The 16,533-nt window shown below is 69.9% G+C and carries 15 protein-coding genes; 12 read left to right on the forward strand and 3 right to left on the reverse strand.

From position 1 onward, the window contains the following. The first annotated feature begins 1 nt into the window (after position 1). The 8 genes from GA0070619_RS31915 to GA0070619_RS31950 all read left to right on the forward strand — a co-directional run bounded on the left by GA0070619_RS31915 (position 2) and on the right by GA0070619_RS31950 (position 9,990). On the forward strand, positions 2 to 1,249 hold the full coding sequence (locus tag GA0070619_RS31915) for a sugar ABC transporter substrate-binding protein (protein WP_088951440.1): 1,248 nt from the start codon (positions 2 to 4) through the stop codon (positions 1,247 to 1,249). Further along, a complete protein-coding gene (locus GA0070619_RS31920; protein ID WP_088951441.1) occupies positions 1,249 to 2,892 on the forward strand; it encodes an ABC transporter permease subunit in 1,644 nt (547 codons plus the stop codon). The genes GA0070619_RS31915 and GA0070619_RS31920 overlap by 1 nt, the downstream gene beginning before the upstream one ends. Continuing rightward, on the forward strand, positions 2,889 to 3,776 hold the full coding sequence (locus tag GA0070619_RS31925; protein ID WP_088951442.1) for a sugar ABC transporter permease: 888 nt from the start codon (positions 2,889 to 2,891) through the stop codon (positions 3,774 to 3,776). The genes GA0070619_RS31920 and GA0070619_RS31925 overlap by 4 nt, the downstream gene beginning before the upstream one ends. Positions 3,777 to 3,855: 79 nt before the next feature. Beyond that, positions 3,856 to 4,197: a hypothetical protein gene (locus tag GA0070619_RS31930; RefSeq protein ID WP_088952187.1), complete on the forward strand. Its 342-nt coding sequence runs from the start codon at positions 3,856 to 3,858 to the stop codon at positions 4,195 to 4,197. 277 nt (positions 4,198 to 4,474) lie between these two features. After that, the gene (locus GA0070619_RS31935; protein WP_088951443.1) at positions 4,475 to 5,542 is read left to right on the forward strand and encodes a BMP family lipoprotein; all 1,068 of its coding nucleotides are present in this window, start codon (positions 4,475 to 4,477) and stop codon (positions 5,540 to 5,542) included. Between the two features lie 249 nt (positions 5,543 to 5,791). Further along, the gene (locus GA0070619_RS31940; RefSeq protein WP_331716868.1) at positions 5,792 to 7,339 is read left to right on the forward strand and encodes an ABC transporter ATP-binding protein; all 1,548 of its coding nucleotides are present in this window, start codon (positions 5,792 to 5,794) and stop codon (positions 7,337 to 7,339) included. Further along, the gene (locus GA0070619_RS31945; protein WP_088951444.1) at positions 7,336 to 8,706 is read left to right on the forward strand and encodes an ABC transporter permease; all 1,371 of its coding nucleotides are present in this window, start codon (positions 7,336 to 7,338) and stop codon (positions 8,704 to 8,706) included. The genes GA0070619_RS31940 and GA0070619_RS31945 overlap by 4 nt, the downstream gene beginning before the upstream one ends. A gap of 3 nt (positions 8,707 to 8,709) precedes the next feature. Continuing rightward, complete coding sequence (locus GA0070619_RS31950; RefSeq protein WP_088951445.1) at positions 8,710 to 9,990, forward strand: ABC transporter permease; 1,281 nt, start codon at positions 8,710 to 8,712, stop codon at positions 9,988 to 9,990. A 54-nt stretch (positions 9,991 to 10,044) separates the two neighbouring features. On the opposite strand, the gene GA0070619_RS31955 is transcribed toward GA0070619_RS31950, so the two are convergent. Then, positions 10,045 to 10,539, reverse strand: a complete 495-nt coding sequence (locus tag GA0070619_RS31955) for a nitroreductase/quinone reductase family protein (protein WP_231927209.1) — start codon at positions 10,537 to 10,539, stop codon at positions 10,045 to 10,047. Positions 10,540 to 10,786: 247 nt separating this feature from the next. On the opposite strand from GA0070619_RS31955, the gene GA0070619_RS31960 reads away from it, so the two are divergent. The 3 genes from GA0070619_RS31960 (at position 10,787) to GA0070619_RS31970 (ending at position 13,710) form a co-directional block, all read left to right on the forward strand. Then, the gene (locus tag GA0070619_RS31960; protein ID WP_088951447.1) at positions 10,787 to 11,491 is read left to right on the forward strand and encodes a cytidine deaminase; all 705 of its coding nucleotides are present in this window, start codon (positions 10,787 to 10,789) and stop codon (positions 11,489 to 11,491) included. Positions 11,492 to 11,638: 147 nt separating this feature from the next. Then, the gene (locus GA0070619_RS31965) at positions 11,639 to 12,919 is read left to right on the forward strand and encodes a thymidine phosphorylase (protein WP_088951448.1); all 1,281 of its coding nucleotides are present in this window, start codon (positions 11,639 to 11,641) and stop codon (positions 12,917 to 12,919) included. Between the two features lie 110 nt (positions 12,920 to 13,029). Then, positions 13,030 to 13,710: a DUF4272 domain-containing protein gene (locus GA0070619_RS31970; RefSeq protein WP_088951449.1), complete on the forward strand. Its 681-nt coding sequence runs from the start codon at positions 13,030 to 13,032 to the stop codon at positions 13,708 to 13,710. A gap of 2 nt (positions 13,711 to 13,712) precedes the next feature. Here GA0070619_RS31970 and GA0070619_RS31975 read toward each other — a convergent pair whose 3' ends face one another. Beyond that, positions 13,713 to 14,582: a putative RNA methyltransferase gene (locus tag GA0070619_RS31975; protein WP_088946150.1), complete on the reverse strand. Its 870-nt coding sequence runs from the start codon at positions 14,580 to 14,582 to the stop codon at positions 13,713 to 13,715. Positions 14,583 to 14,687: 105 nt separating this feature from the next. Here GA0070619_RS31975 and GA0070619_RS31980 point away from each other — a divergent pair, with 105 nt between their 5' ends. Next, positions 14,688 to 15,761, forward strand: a complete 1,074-nt coding sequence (locus GA0070619_RS31980) for an adenosine deaminase (RefSeq protein ID WP_088951450.1) — start codon at positions 14,688 to 14,690, stop codon at positions 15,759 to 15,761. A gap of 24 nt (positions 15,762 to 15,785) precedes the next feature. Here GA0070619_RS31980 and GA0070619_RS33715 read toward each other — a convergent pair whose 3' ends face one another. Continuing rightward, on the reverse strand, positions 15,786 to 16,079 hold the full coding sequence (locus GA0070619_RS33715) for a hypothetical protein (protein ID WP_231927210.1): 294 nt from the start codon (positions 16,077 to 16,079) through the stop codon (positions 15,786 to 15,788). Between the last annotated feature and the right edge of the window lie 454 nt (positions 16,080 to 16,533).

Raw genomic sequence — 16,533 nt, forward strand, 5'->3', positions numbered from 1 at the left:
GATGCGCATCCGTACCGCGGGTGTGGTCGCCCTCTTCGCCCTGGCGCTCGCCGCCTCCGGCTGTGGCGGCGACAGCGACGAGCCGGCCGCGAAGGAAACCCCCAAGGCCGCCGGCGGCAAACTGGTGATCTGGGCGGACGACAAGCGCACCGCCGCCCTCAAGCCGTTCGCCGAGAAGTTCGGTCAGGAGAACGGCGTCACCGTCGAGGTCCAGGCCGTCAGCAAGGACCTGCAGACCAACTTCGTCACCGCCTCCCAGCAGGGCAGTGGCCCGGACGTGGTGGTCGGCGCGCACGACTGGATCGGCAACCTCGTGCAGAACGGCGCCATCGACCCCGTGCAGCTCGCCGCCGAGCAGAAGAGCGCGTTCAACGAGACCGCCGTCAAGGCCGTCACCTTCAACGGGCAGCTCTACGGCGTGCCGTACGCGCAGGAGAACCTGGCGCTGATCCGCAACACCGAGCTGGCCCCCGAGGCGCCGAAGACCATCGAGGACCTGGTCGCCTCCGGCAAGAAGCTCAAGGCGGCGAAGAAGGCCACAGAGACGCTCTGCCTCCAGGTCGGCCAGAACGGCGACGCGTACCACATCTACCCGCTCTACAGCTCCGCCGGCGGTTACCTCTTCGGCACCGCGGCCAACGGGGACTACGACCCGAAGGACCTGGGCGTGGGCAAGCCCGAGTCGATCGAGGCCTTCAAGAAGATCGGCGCGCTGGGCGAGAAGGGCGAGGGTGTGCTCAAGCGCTCCATCTCGGACACCAACTCGATCTCCACGTTCACCGGCAAGAAGTGCGCGTACCTGGTCTCCGGCCCGTGGGCGGTGGCCGACGTCAAGAAGGCCAACATCTCCTACGACATCTCGGCCATCCCCGGCTTCGCCGGCGGCAAGGAGGCCCAGCCGTTCGTGGGTGTGCAGGCGTTCTACGTCGCCGCCAAGGGCAAGAACAAGGCGCTGGCCCAGGAGTTCGTGGCCAACTACACCACCACGCCCGAGCTGGCCGTCGCGCTCTACAACGCCGAGCCCCGGCCGCCGGCGCTGACCGCCGCCCTCGACCAGGTCAAGGGCAACGACCCGGATCTGGCCAAGTTCCAGGAGGCCGGTAAGAACGGTCAGGTCCTCCCGGCAATCCCGGCGATGGCCGCGATCTGGGACCCGTTCGGCAAGGCCGAGGCCGCCGTCATCGGCGGGGCCGACCCGACCAGCACCATCACCACCGCCGGCAAGACCATTTCCGGCCAGATCAAGTAATGAGTACGCCGCTGTCCGGCCCGGAGTCCGCCACGCGGACTCCGGGCCGGGAGCCCGCCGGCTCCCCACCCCCGCGCCCACGTGCCACGCGCTCGCGCGACGACGCCCCGATCACCGTGACCGGGCTCGCCGGCAAGGTGCTCCTGCTCGGTCTGACCGCCGGCATCGCGGTCTGGGCGGCCTTCCCGCTCATCGCCGCCGAGATGTGGACCGGCCTCGCCCTGCTGGCGGCGTCCACGGTCGGGCTGTTCTACCTGTACCTCACCCGCCGGCACGTCCCGGCCAAGTACCTGGTCCCGGGCACCCTGTTCCTGATCGCCTTCCAGGTCTTCCCGGTGCTCTACACCGCCAGCACCGCCTTCACGAACTTCGGGGACGGGCACCGCGGCAGCAAGGACGACGCGGTAGTCGCGATCCAGACCTCGTCGGTCACCCAGGTGCCGGGGTCCGCCGAATACGCCCTGTCGATCGCCACCAAGGGCGACCCGGCCACCGGTCCGCTGGTCTTCCTGGTCACCGACCCCGGCACCGGCGCGGTCTCCGTCGGCGACACCGGAGGGCTCCGCCAACTCGACGCCGCCGACGTCACGGTCGCCACGGGCGGCAAGGTCACCGCCGCCGACGGCTACACAGTGCTGACCTTCGGCCAGGCCAGCGCCCGTAGCAAGGAGATCACCGACCTGGTGGTCCCGACCGCCGGTGGCGCGGTGCGCTCCAGCGGCCTGTCCCGGGCGTACGAGGGCAAGGCGGTGCGGGCGTACGAGGCTGGCTGCGACTGCGTACGGGACACCGAGACCGGGCGGACCTGGACCGCCGACGAGGAGGCGGGCGCTTTCGTCGCCGCCGACGGCGAGCGGCTGGCCCAGGGCTGGAAGGTCAACGTCGGGCTGAACAACTTCACCCGGGTGCTCACCGACGAGAACATCTCCGGGCCGTTCCTCGGCACCCTGGTCTGGAACTTCGCCTTCGCCATCGGCTCCACCGGTGGGACGTTCCTGCTCGGCACGCTGATCGCGCTCGTCCTGCACTCGCCCCGGATGCGCGGCACCAACTTCTACCGGGTGCTGCTGGTCCTGCCGTACGCCATGCCGTCGTTCGCGATGCTGCTCGCCTGGCGGGACATGTTCAACGCCGACTTCGGCCTGATCAACAGTCTGTTCGGCCTGGACGTGGACTGGTTCGGTCAGGAGTGGACGGCCCGCTTCGCCGTCATCCTCGTGCAGCTCTGGCTCGGCTACCCGTACATGTTCCTGGTCGCCACCGGTGCCTTGCAGGCCATCCCGCGTGAGCTCACCGAGGCCACCTCGGTCGACGGGGCGTCGCCCTGGCAGTCCTTCCGCGCGGTCACCCTGCCGCTGCTCCTGGTCGCCCTGTCGCCGCTGCTGATCTCGTCGTTCGCGTTCAACTTCAACAACTTCAACGCGATCTACCTGACCACCGAGGGTGCGCCCTTCCCGGCCGACAACCCTGCCAACGGCGCGACCGACCTGCTGATCACGTACACCTACCGGCTCGCCTTCGGCGGGCAGGGCGCGCAGTTCGGCTTCGCCGCCGCGATCTCGCTGTTCATCTTCGCCATCGTCGCGGTGGTCTCCGCGATCAGCTTCCGCCGGACCCGCAAGCAGGAGGAGGTGTACGGGTGACAACGGTCAACCACATCCGGACCGGTCGGCGGCGTGGCCGCTGGTTGGCCGAGGTCGGCTGGCGGCACGTCGTCGCCGTGCTCGCCGTGCTGTTCAGCCTGTTCCCGATCCTGTTCGTGCTGTCCGCCGCGCTCAACCCGCTCGGCACGCTGTCCACCACCGAGCTGGTGCCCACCGGCGGGGTGTCGCTGGACAACTTCGGCGAGCTGTTCGATCGCACCGCCTTCGGACGGTGGTTCCTCAACTCGTTGCTGATCGCCGGGGTGGCGTCGTTCGCGTCGGTGTTCCTGTCCGCGCTGGCCGCGTACGCCTTCTCGCGGATGCGGTTCCGCGGCCGCCGGGTCGGGCTGCTCTCACTACTGCTGATCCAGATGTTCCCGCAGTTCCTGGCGATCGTGGCGATCTACCTGATCTTCGGCACGATCACCGACCTGTGGCCGTCGATCGGCTTCAACACCCCGTGGGGCCTGCTGCTGCTCTACCTGGGTGGGGCGCTCGGGGTGAACACCTGGCTGATGAAGGGCTTCTTCGACACGCTGCCGCGCGAGCTGGACGAGTCGGCGACCATGGACGGCGCGTCGCACGCCCAGGTCTTCTTCCGGATCATGCTGCCGCTGGTGGCGCCGATCCTGGCGGTGGCCGGGCTGTTGGCCTTCATCGGCACGATCAACGAGTTCCTGATGGCCAACGTGTTCCTCACCAGCAGCGACTCCAAGACTCTCGCGGTCGGGATGTACGGCCTGGTGCAGGGCAACCAGAGCAACAACAACTTCGGGATCTTCGCGGCCGGCACCCTGCTCACCGCCATCCCCACCGTGCTGGTCTTCCAGCTTCTCCAGCGCTACATCGTCTCCGGCCTGACCGCCGGAGCGGTCAAGGGCTGACCGTGCCGCGGCCGGAGTCGACGCGCCGACCGCCAGACCCCCTACTACAAACCGTCGTTGATGGGAGAGGATGGGCGGCGTGGAAGCGCTGCGACTAATCCTCCTCTACGTCCATCTGATCGGCTTCGCCCTGCTGCTCGGCGGATCGATCGCCCAATACATCAGCGGTCGGCTACGGATCAACTCGGCCATGCTCTGGGGGGCGGTGATCCAGTTGTTGACCGGGCTCGGCCTGTCCGCCCCGCTGCGCGACGGGGACGAGCCGGCGCCCGCGAAGCTTGTGACAAAGTTGGTGATCGCGCTGCTGATCTTTGTCATGGTCTTCTTCTCCCGGAAGCGGGACGCGGTGAACCGTGGTCATTTCCTGACGATCGTCGGCCTGACCCTGGTCAACGCGGCGGTCGCGGTCTTTTGGCGGTAACGTCCGGGGAGAGGGCCGACCCCGGGAAAACGGACGTTTCGGACGGCACGTCGCTTGCTTACCAGCACGAAGAGTGACGTGCCCCACGCAAGGGTTACACCCGGGTAACAGGCGCTCAACAGTCGTGCACGATTGTCGGCCGGTGGGTGGGCGCGGGCGTACGCTCCCGTCCGTAACGTGGGACAGCCGGCGGCACACCGCAGGTCGGCTGATGGGCTGCCACCGCACTAGGCGCGGTGTGCAATGGGAAGGAGACGTCTTGCGCTCGGTGCGTGGGATGCGGATCGCCTCGATCGTCGCGGCAGGTGGGCTCGTGCTCACCGCCGCCGCTTGTGGCGAGGCCCCCGATGATGACAACAACGCCGGCAGTGGCGGCAAGAAGTTCAGCGCCTGCATGGTGACCGACGTCGGTGGCATCGACGACAAGTCGTTCAACACCTCGGCCTGGAAGGGTCTCGAGGAGGCCAAGGCCGCCAACAGCAACATCGAGACCAAGTTCGTGGCGTCGAAGGCCGAGGCCGACTACGAGCCGAACCTGACGCAGTACGTCAACCAGAAGTGCGACTTCATCCTGGCGGTCGGTGGTCTGATGGCCAACGCCACCTCGAAGATCGCCAAGGCCAACCCGAACCAGGCGTTCGGCATCGTCGACGCCAACCCGGGTGACGCCAACGTCTACCCGATGCAGTTCGACACCGCGCAGGCCGCGTTCCAGGCCGGTTACCTGGCCGCCGGGATGAGCAAGTCCGGCAAGGTGGGCGCGTACGGCGGCCTGCCGATCCCGCCGGTGACCATCTTCATGGATGGCTTCGTCGACGGCGTGGCGTACTACAACAAGACCAAGGGCAAGAACGTCCAGGCGCTGGGTTGGAACAAGGAGACCCAGAAGGGCTCCTTCACCAACGACTTCGCCAAGCAGGACGAGGGCAAGAAGGTCTCCGACGCGCTGGTCGCCCAGGGTGCGGACATCATCATGCCGGTCGCCGGTGGCGCAGGCCTCGGCACCACCGCCGCGGCCAAGGCCTCGGGTGGCAAGTACAGCACCATCTGGGTGGACGTCGACGGCTGCGAGAGCACCCCGGACTGCTCGGCCATCATCACCACGGTGGTCAAGAACATCCCGGAGGCCGTCAAGGAGGCCGTGCTCAAGGCCGCCGGTGGCGAGAAGCTGCAGGCCAACCCGGGCTTCGTGGGCACCCTGGCCAACACCGGCGTCTCGATCGCCCCGTACCACGACTTCGACAGCAAGGTTCCGGCCGAGCTGAAGGCCGAGGTCGACAAGATCAAGGCGGACATCGCCGCCGGCACCATCACCGTCACCTCGAAGGCCCAGCCGACCAAGTGACAACCGCCCGGCTCCTCCGGTGAGATCATCGGGGAGGTCGGCGGGGGACAGGTACGACCGATCGGCCGCTTCGGCCCTGCGGGTGACCGTGGGGTCGGAGCGGCCGATCGCGCACCACGTCAACCGGGCCGCTCCGGCCAGGTTGACGGCAGCTAGGCTGCACCATCGCTCGCACTCCAGGAGGTTGCGCTGAGACTCGAACTGCGCGGCATCACCAAGCGGTTCGGTGATCTGGTCGCCAACGACCACATCGACCTGACGGTGGAGCCTGGAGAGATTCATGCCCTGCTCGGCGAGAACGGCGCGGGCAAGTCGACCCTGATGAACGTGCTCTACGGGCTCTACCAGCCCGACGAGGGCGAGATCCTGGTCGACGGCAAGCCGTTGAAGCTGAAGGGCCCGTCCGACGCGATCGGTGCCGGGATCGGCATGGTGCACCAGCACTTCATGCTGGTGCCGGTCTTCACCGTCGCCGAAAACATCATGCTCGGCGCCGAACAGGTCCGGGGCGGCATCGCCGGTTTCCTGGACCGCCGACGTGCCCGGCGCGAGGTCACCGAGGTGTCCGAGCGCTACAACCTGCGGGTCGACCCGGACGCGGTGGTCGAGGACCTGCCGGTCGGCATCCAGCAGCGAGTCGAGATCGTCAAGGCGCTCACGCGCGACGTCGACCTGCTCATCCTGGACGAGCCGACCGCCGTGCTCACCCCGCAGGAGACCGAGGAACTGCTGACGGTCATGCGGTCGCTCAAGGCGGCCGGCAAGTCGATCGTCTTCATCACCCACAAACTGGGCGAGGTCAAGGCCATCGCCGACCGGATCACGGTGATCCGACGCGGCAAGACCGTGGGCACCGCCTCGCCGGACGCCAGTCGGGACGAGCTGGCCGCGATGATGGTCGGGCGCAACGTCCGACTCACCGTGGACAAGGGCCCGGCCACTCCCGGTGAGCCGGTGCTGGAGGTGACCGGGCTGGTCGTCGACGACGACCGGCAGATCCGCGCGGTGGACGGGGTTGACCTGACCGTGCGTGCGGGCGAGGTGCTCGGCGTGGCGGGCGTACAGGGCAACGGTCAGACCGAGCTGATCGAGGCGATCATGGGCCTGCGGCCGGTGCTCGCCGGCACGGTCAGCCTGGTCGGCGACCGGATCGACGGCTGGAAGCCCAAGAAGGTGCTCCGCGCGGGCGTCGGCTACGTGCCCGAGGACCGCAGCGTGGACGGCCTGGTCAAGGAGTTCAGCGTCGCGGAGAACCTGGTGCTGGACATCTACGACCGGCCGCCGTTCGCTGCCGGGCTCGCGCTCAAGCCGGACGCGATAGCGGCGTCGGCGAAGGAGCGGATCGAGCAGTTCGACGTCCGCACGTCATCGGCCGACGCGTCGGTGGGCACCCTCTCCGGCGGCAACCAGCAGAAGGTGATCGTCGCCCGGGAGCTGTCCCGGCCACTGAAGCTCTTCATCGCGGCCCAGCCGACCCGTGGCGTCGACGTCGGGTCGATCGAGTTCATCCACAGCCAGATCATCCGCGAGCGGGACATCGGCACCGCCGTCATGGTGGTCTCCAGCGAGCTCGACGAGGTGATCGGGCTGGCCGACCGGATCGCGGTGATGTACCGCGGTCGCATCATCGGCATCGTCGGCCCGGACACCCCGCGTGAGGAGATCGGCCTGCTGATGGCCGGCATCAGCCCGGACGTGGCCCACGAGCGCAACACGGACGCCGTGCCCAGCGACGGGCCGGCCACCGACGGGAGCCCGGCGAGCGGCCCGGGTTCCGCGAGCGAGGACGAGGCATGACCAACCCCCCAACCCCGCAGTCCGGCTCGCCGGACAAGGAGCCGGCGAGCGAGGCGCAGGCCGCGCAGAACGCGCTCGGCAACACCGAACGGGCCGAGGTGGCGACCGAGCCGGGCGGCCCGGCGTCCAAGCCGGAGCCGGAGCAGAAGCCGAGTCTGGGCCGGTTGTTCATGGACAACCTCTGGGCGGCCAACACCTTCACGGTGACCCTGCTGTCGCTGGTGCTGGCGATCGTGGTCGGCGCGGTGCTGATGATCGTTTCTGATCCGGCGGTGCTGTCCACGTACTCGTACATCACCTCCCGCCCGTCCGACGCGATCAACTCCAGCTGGACGCTGGTCAGCGAGGCGTACGCGAACCTGTTCAAGGGCTCGGTCTTCGACCCCGAGGCGTTCTCCGGCTGGGTTAACGGCACCGGTAGCTGGCAGGCCGTTCTCGCGCCGATCTCCGAGACGCTCACCTACGCCGCGCCGCTGGTCTTCACCGGTCTGTCGGTGGCGCTGGCCTTCCGCGGCGGCCTGTTCAACATCGGCGCCCAGGGTCAGGCCACCATCGGCGTGATCATGGCGGCCCTGGCCGGCTTCCTGCTGCCCCTGCCGCCCGGCCTGCACCTGCTGGTGGCGGTGCTCGCCGGCGCGCTGGGCGGAGCGATCTGGGGTTTCATCCCCGGCATCCTCAAGGCCCGGGCCGGCGCGCACGAGGTGATCAACACGATCATGCTCAACTACGTCGCCACGTACTTCCTCACCTGGTTGATCGTGCAGAACGGTGTGCAGGACCCGAACCGCACCGACGCGATCAGCAAGGCGGTGGACACCTCCGCCCAACTGCCCCGACTGCTCGGCGACAACCTGCGGGTGCACGCCGGCATCCTGCTCGCCGTGCTGGCCACCTGGGCGGTCGCCTGGCTGCTCAACCGTTCGACGCTCGGCTTCGAGCTGCGGGCGGTCGGCGCCAACCCGGACGCCGCCCGTACCGCCGGCATCAGCGTCACGCGGACGTACATCCTGATCATGGTTTTCGCCGGCATCCTGGCGGGCCTCGGTGGCTCGAACATGGTGCTGGGCTCGACCGCCAGCGCGTTGACCCCGCTGGTGGTCGCGCAGATCGGCTTCGACGGCATCCTGGTCGCGCTGCTCGGGCGGGTGAAGCCCTGGGGAGTGCTGCTGGCCGCGTTGCTGTTCGGTGCGTTGCAGGCCGGCGGCAACCGGATGCAGTCGTACTCCGGGATCTCGCTGGAGCTGGTGACCGTGCTCCAGGCGCTGATCGTCATCTTCATCGCCGCGCCGGCCCTGGTGAAGGCGATCTTCCAGCTCCGGGCCGCGCGCGCCGCCCGGTTGCAGACGAGCCTGGCGAAGGGCTGGTAACTCATGTCCACCATGGCTGTCCCCGACATCGCGGTCGCCCCGGTCGACGAGGGCTTCTGGACCCGTAGCCGCAAGGTCGGCCTCACGCTGCTGGGGCTCGGCCTGCTGGCCGCGGTGCTCTTCGGCGCGCTCGCCACCAACCAGCAGGCCCGGTTCACGCTCAGCGACGACGCGGCCGGTGCCGCACTGAAGATCAACGGCACGATCGGGGCGATCCTGTTCGGGATCATCGCGATCGCCGCCGGCGCGGCGCTGCTCGCCGGGGTGCCGAAGCGGTGGTTCATCACCGTGCTCGGCATCGGGCTGGTGGGCTTCGTGCTCTCGTTCCTCTGCTGGCAGGTCTCCGCCGCGCCAGCCGGGCAGAACTTCATGCCCCTGGTCAACATCATCCGAGGCACGTTCATCCTGGCCCTGCCGCTGATCTTCGGCGCGCTCGCCGGGGTGCTCTGCGAACGCTCCGGTGTGGTCAACGTGGCCATCGAGGGCCAGCTGCTGATGGGTGCCTTCAGCGGCGCGCTCTTCGGCAGCATCTCCGGCAGCGTCTGGGTGGGTCTGGTCGCCGCAGCCCTCGGCGGCGCGTTCATCTCGCTGCTGCTGGCCGTCTTCGCCATCCGCTACCTGGTCGACCAGGTCGTCATGGGCATCGTGCTGAACCTGCTGGCGGTCGGCGTCACCGGCTTCCTCTACGAGCGGCTGATGCAGACCGACGCGGCGAAATACAACAGCGCGCCCCGCTTCAGCAACTGGGAGATCCCGCTGCTCAAGGACATCCCGGTGCTCGGGCCGGCGCTGTTCCGCGGCAACATCTTCCTCTACCTCGGGCTGCTGCTGGTGCTCGTGATCCACATCGGGCTCTTCCGCACCCGGTGGGGTCTGCGTACCCGCTCGGTCGGTGAGCACCCCGTCGCCGCCGACACGCTCGGCGTCAAGGTGCTGCGGGTCCGCTACCGCAACGTGCTGCTGGCCGGCGTCGTCGCAGGCATCGGCGGCGCGTCCTACACGCTGGCGCTCTACTCGTTCACCAAGAACATGATCGGCGGCAAGGGCTTCATCGCACTGGCCGCGCTGATCTTCGGCCGGTGGAACCCGACCGGTGCGCTGCTCGCCGCGCTCTTCTTCGGTTTCGCCGACCAGCTCGCCACCTACCTGGGCGCGATCAGCAGCTCGATCCCCAGTCAGTTCCTGGCCATGCTGCCCTACCTGGCCACCATCCTGGCGGTCGCCGGGCTGGTCGGCCGGGTCCGCGCACCGGCCGCCGACGGCAAGCCGTACATCAAGGGCTGACACCCGAGCTGTGCCCGGCGGGACTCCCGTCGGGCACAGCGAGGTCCGCGCCAGTCATCTCACGGGTGCCGTCTCGACACGGAACGCGGGGTACCGTGCCGCGATTGCCGCGAACTCGGACAGGGGCGCATGCCGGTCGACGGGAAGGTGCGGCCGGGCTCCGGGGACCGTCGCCAGATACCGCTTGAGAATCGGCGCACGCTCGTCGACCGGCACCTCGACCAGGCGGCAGACCCGGGCGCGCCCGTGCCGAAGGATCACCAGGCCGTCAGCCGCACGCACGTTCCGGACCCAGTTGCAGTTCTCGCCCAGCATCGGCACCAGATACCAGTCGCCCTGCCAGTCGGCCATTCCCAGCGGGAACCGGGTGATCTGGCCGGTGCGGCGTCCCACGACCTCCAGTGTCACCCACCGCCTCGGGTGCAGGCCGGCGGCATACACGGCCGCCCACAGCCGGGCGAACCGGCGGGCCGCCGCATTACCGCGGCCCCCCGCGTACATCCGACGAAGAGTCTGCGCGGACAACGGCCAGCTCCCCAACTTCGCCATCACAGGTCCTCTCGGTCGCACGTGTCCGTCCTCGGCTTCAGGGTTGGCTGTCCCGAGCGGGAGATGCAGGGCCGAACGTCCCTTTCACCCCGAGCCGTCATCCTCGGCAACGCCTCCGACTCTGGTGACGGTTGACCACTGCTGGGGGCGCGGCCGATGAGTCGGACTCATGCCCGGCACGGCTGCGCCTGCCCGTGGACCCGGCCCTGCCCGCTTCTGACCTGGGCCGCTTGGGCAGAATGGCGGCATGACCGACATTGACTGGGCACGGTTGCGCGCTGCCGCCATCGAGGCGATGCGGCACGCGTACGCGCCGTACTCGACGTTCCCGGTCGGCGCGGCCGCGCTGGTCGACGACGGCCGCATCGTGGTCGGTTGCAACGTGGAGAACGCCGCGTACGGGGTGACGCTCTGCGCCGAGTGCGGCGTGGTCTCCAGCCTGCACGCCACCGGCGGCGGGCGACTCGTCGCGCTCTCCTGCGTCGACGCCACGGGTGAGCCGCTGATGCCGTGCGGGCGCTGTCGGCAACTGCTCTGGGAGCACGGCGGGCCGGAGTGCCTGATCGAGAGCAGGACCCGCCCGCTGCGGATGGCCGAGCTGCTGCCACACGCCTTCGGTGTGGAGGACCTGGAGGCCGTCACCGGGGAGACTCCGGTGCCGGTGGTCCCGGAGCGACTGGCCGCCTGGCGCGGGCGCGGCACCGTCTTCGTGCACCCGGACATGTCCGCCGGCCAGCAGGTCTGGACGGCGTACTGGGAGCGGTCGGCCGGCGACGACGCGGGCGCCGAGACCGGGGTGCTGGAGGAGGCGCCGAGCTGGGACGACCCGGCCGAGGCGATCACCTGGGGTCTGGCCCGGACGCCCCGGGTGGTCGTGGTGGACGCCACCGGCACCATCTTCTGGGCCGGCGAGGGTGAGCCGCCTGCGGAGATTCCGGTTCGCTGGTCTTGATTTCTGGTTGCGCTTAGGGCCGGGGCCGACCGTGCCCGGCTCCGGGCGGTCAGGCTTGATCCCTCCGCCGGGCACGGTCGGCCCAATCCCTCGGTGCGTGCGGTCCGCGGGTCGGTTTCACCATTCGACTAGGAAAGATCTTTCTTGATGAGTGCTTTTGCTGCTGTTGACGTTATTCGGGTCAAGCGGGATGGCGGGGTGCTGTCGGACGCGCAGATCGACTGGGTGGTCGACGCGTACACCCGGGGGGTTGTCGCCGACGAGCAGATGTCCGCGCTGGCGATGGCGATCCTGCTCAACGGCATGACCGGGCCGGAGATCGCCCGGTGGACCGCCGCGATGATCGCCAGCGGTGAGCGGCTGGACCTCTCGGCGGTACGCCGACCGACCGTCGACAAGCATTCCACCGGCGGCGTCGGCGACAAGATCACTCTGCCGCTCACCCCGCTGGTGGCGGCGTGCGGCGCTGCCGTACCGCAGTTGAGCGGCCGAGGTCTCGGGCACACGGGCGGCACGCTGGACAAGCTGGAGTCCATCCCGGGCTGGCGGGCCACTGTGAGCAACGACGAGTTCATCACCCAGCTGGACGAGGTCGGCGCGGTCATCTGCGCGGCCGGCACCGGGCTCGCTCCCGCCGACCGCAAGCTGTACGCGCTGCGCGACGTGACCGGCACCGTGGAGGCCATCCCGCTGATCGCCAGCTCGATCATGAGCAAGAAGATCGCCGAGGGCACCGGCGCGCTGGTCCTCGACGTCAAGGTCGGCTCGGGCGCCTTCATGAAGTCCGTCGACCAGGCCCGCGAGCTGGCGCGCACCATGGTCGAGTTGGGCGGTGCGCATGGCGTCCGGACGGTCGCCCTGCTCACCGACATGTCCACACCGCTCGGACTGGCGATCGGCAACGCCGTCGAGGTGACCGAGTCGGTCGAGGTGCTGGCCGGTGGCGGCCCGGCCGACGTGGTGGAGCTGACCCTCGCCCTGGCCCGGGAGATGCTCGACGCCGCGGGCCTGCCGGACGCCGACCCGGCGGCGGCGTTGCGCGACGGCCGGGCGATGGACTCCTGGCGGGCGATGATCCGGGCGCAGGGCGGCGACCCGGACGCGCCGATGCCCGAGGCCCGCGAGGTCGAGGTCGTCCGCGCCGAGCGGGACGGGCACGTCGCGGCCGTCGACGCGTACGCCATGGGGGTTGCGGCGTGGCGGCTCGGCGCGGGCCGGGCCCGCAAGGAGGACCCGGTCAGCGTGCCGGCCGGTGTGGTCCTGCACAAGCGGCCGGGTGACGCGGTGCGGGCCGGTGACGCCCTCTACGAGTTGCGCGCCGAGGACGCGACGCGGATCCCGGCGGCGTTGGCCGAGGCCGCCGACGCGGTACGGATCGCGCCGACCGCCCCCGCGACGACGCCGCTGGTCATCGAGCGCATCGGCTGATCGAGCGCGGGTCGGGGCGGCGTGGTGCCGGTCACCTGGGAGCGCTATTGTCGCTGGCCAAGGGGGGAAAACCGGCCTTGCGCCGGCGCGAGCAGACAGGAAGATCCGCCGTGACCGTTGCTGCCCCGGACCCACGTGAGGTGCGCGAGGCGAGTCTGGACGAGTTGTCCCGGCTCGGCCTGCCGTTGCCGCCGGCCCAGTTTCCCCTCGTCTGGGAGCCGGGCGACCGGATCGAGCTGCGCCCCACGGCGGAGATCGAGGCGCGGATCGCGGTGCTGCACCTGATCCTGGCCCGCTGCTTCGGGATGCCCCCGCAGGCGGCGATGAGCTGGCTGCTCGGCTCACACCTGGTCGAGATGGTCACCCCGCCGGAATGGCAGTTCGTGATGGGCGGCAAGGGTGACCACCGTTCGTTCGTGCTGCACCACGACGCGCTGTTCGCGCTGGCCTGGGTGCTCGGGCTGAGCAAGCAGCTCGACCCCACCCTGGCCGTGGACGAGCGGCTGGTCGAGCGGCTGCCGCACATCGCCGAGGGGGAGAGCTTCCCGCACTGGCGCTCGCGGATCCTCACGGCGCCGCAGCACCCGGCCGACGCGGCCGCGCTGCTCGATTTGCACTACTGCCTGGACTGGGCGTACCTGGAGACCGAGCGCGACGGTCGGAGGGCACCGGGCCTGGTCGACGCGAACGCGATCGGGCAGCGGCGCTGGGCCCTGGAGTGGGCGGTGATCCTGCGCGGGCCGTACCACGACGAGCCCCCCGGCTGGGAAGAGGTCGACCTCTCCACCTGAGGTCAGCGGGGTCGGTACGCGTCCAGCCGGACCGCGACGGTCACCCGGACCGGCTCGGGCAGGGCGGCCAGCCGGTCGGCGAGAGCGCCCGGGTCGGTGTGCCAGGCGCTCGGGCCCATCCCGACCAGGCTGGCGGCCTCCCGGCGGGTCAGGGCCAGCTCCGCCCGGTGCACCGCCGAACTGACCGGGGTGAAGTGCCCGCCCAGGCTGCCGGTCACCCGGTCCGCCTTGTCCGGGTCCACCCGCAGCAGGTCGAGGGCATCCACCAACTCGGCGAGATGGTCGGTGTCGGGCGTGACCACCAGCAGCGTCCCGGCCGGGTCGAGCACCCGGTGGAACTCCGCGCCGTTGCGCGGGGCGAAGACGTTCAGCAGCACGGCCGTCGAGGCGTCCGCCACGGGCAGCCGCTGCCAGGTGTCGGCGAGAGCCGCGGCGGCCCGGGGATGCGCGCGGGCCGCGCGGCGCAGCGCCGGCTTGGACACGTCCAGGGCCAGACCCACGGCGTCCGGCAACGCCGCCAGCACCGCGCCGAGGTACCGGCCGGTGCCGGCGCCGGCATCCACCACCAGGGGGTACGCCCCGACGTCGGGCTCCGGCGGTTCGAGCCGGGCCACGGCCTCCGTCGCGGCGGCGGCGAGAGCGGCCGAGATGACGTCGTAGTGCCCGGCGGCCTGGAAGTCCGCGCGGGCCGCGACCATTTCGGGGGTGTCACCGACGTGCGGTGCACGACCGGTGAGCAGGTTGACGTAGCCCTGGCGCGCGATGTCGAAGCTGTGCCGGCGTGGGCAGCGCAGCGCGCTCGTGTCGATGGCCTGCCCCAGGGGTTCGCCGCAGACCGGGCAGCGCAGCCGGTCGAGGATGCGGGGATCCACGTCAGGCGCACTCCATCCGCTCAGTTTAGACGTGCACCGGATCGGAGGCCGTGACACCCGGCGGCCCTGTCCCGGTCCGCCCGGGGCGCTGACTAGGGTCTGAGCATGGTCGCAACTATCCGGTATGAGGACATCGTCAAGGTTCCGAAGGCCCTGCTGCACGACCACCTCGACGGCGGGCTGCGGCCGGCGACGATCGTCGACCTGGCCGCGGAGGTGGGCCACGAGTTGCCCGCCACCGATCCCGACGCGCTCGGACGCTGGTTCGCGGCCGCGGCCGACTCCGGCTCCCTGGAGCGCTACCTCGAAACGTTCGCGCACACCGTCGCGGTCATGCAGACCGCGCCGGCGCTGCGGCGGGTCGCCCGCGAATGTGCCCTGGACCTGGCCGCCGACGGGGTGGTCTACGCCGAGGTGCGCTTCGCCCCCGAGCAGCACCTGGAGCAGGATCTCAGCCTGGACGAGGTGGTCGAGGCGGTGCTGGCCGGGTTCGCCGAGGGCACCGCCCAGGCCGTCGAGGCGGGCCTGAGCATCCGGGTGGGCACCCTGCTCACGGCGATGCGGCACGCCGCCCGCTCCCAGGAGATCGCCGAGCTGGCCGTGCGCCACCGGGACGCCGGGGTGGTCGGCTTCGACATCGCCGGCGCCGAGGCGGGCTTCCCGCCCACCCGCCACCTGGACGCCTTCGAGTACCTGCAACGGGAGAACTTCCACTTCACCATCCACGCCGGTGAGGCGTTCGGTCTGCCGTCGATCTGGCAGGCGATCCAGTGGTGCGGAGCGGACCGGCTCGGCCACGGGGTGCGGATCGTCGACGACATCGGCCCGGACGGCACGCTGGGCCGGCTGGCCGCGTACGTCAGGGACAAGCGGATCCCCCTGGAGCTGTGCCCCTCGTCGAACGTGCAGACCGGCGCGGTGGCCTCCATCGCGGACCACCCGATCGGTCTGCTGCGCGACCTGCGCTTCCGCGCCACAGTCAACACCGACAACCGGCTGATGAGCGGCACCTCCATGTCACGGGAGATGTCGCTGCTGGTGGAGACGTTCGGCTACGGCTGGAAAGAGTTGCAGTGGTTCACCATCAACGCGATGAAGAGCGCCTTCATCCCGTTCGACGAGCGACTGCGGATCATCGACGAGGTGATCAAGCCGGCGTACGCCAAGCTGATGGCCTGACGGTCAGCCGTGCTGACCTGACCATCAGCCGTGCGGGTGGCCGGCGAGCAGGCCGGCCACCCGGCGCAGCACCTCCCTGGCGCGGGCCGCCTCCGCACCCAACCCGGTCTGCCGACGCAGGATCGCGGGCTCGGCCCGGAGCAGCGCCACGCCGCGCCGGACCAGCACCCGGGGGGCCTTGCGCTGCTCGGACAGGTCCCGGGCGAGCCGGCGCAGGAAGGTCGCCCCGCGCGGACGGCGCAGCGCGTACGCCCCAGCGAGCAGTCCGCGGCGACGGCATTCCTCGACGATCTCGGCGGCGAAGATCCCTTCGGCCACGAAAAGTGGCGATCCGGCGACATCAAATGTCCGGGTGGCCACCCGTCGGTCTGCGCCGATCGCATAAACCGGCACATCGGCGCGGCCTTCCCGAGCAAGTCGGGCAATGATTTCCACAGCGGTGGGGGCATCCCAGGACTGCGGCGATTCCCAATCCACCTGGCCGTTTCGTCGCGGCAACGTAGGGTCATCGCCGTCTTTGTAGAAGTCGTCCAGACAGAGCACCGGTAAACCGGTTTGCTGCGCTATGTACGACTTTCCGGAGCCGGAAGGACCGGCGAGCAGGACAACGCGGTGCGGATGTTCCATTACCTTCAGTTACTCCGGCCAGACGGACTGCTATCAAATCGCATCAACATCTCATCACACCTCCGGCCGGTGACAACCTGGGCTTTCTTCTTGTCGACCGGCGTGATGGAATCTCGGGGGTCCGACCCGCCGGGTCGGTCGCTGG

Source organism: Micromonospora zamorensis, assembly GCF_900090275.1.
Classification (GTDB): domain Bacteria; phylum Actinomycetota; class Actinomycetes; order Mycobacteriales; family Micromonosporaceae; genus Micromonospora; species Micromonospora zamorensis.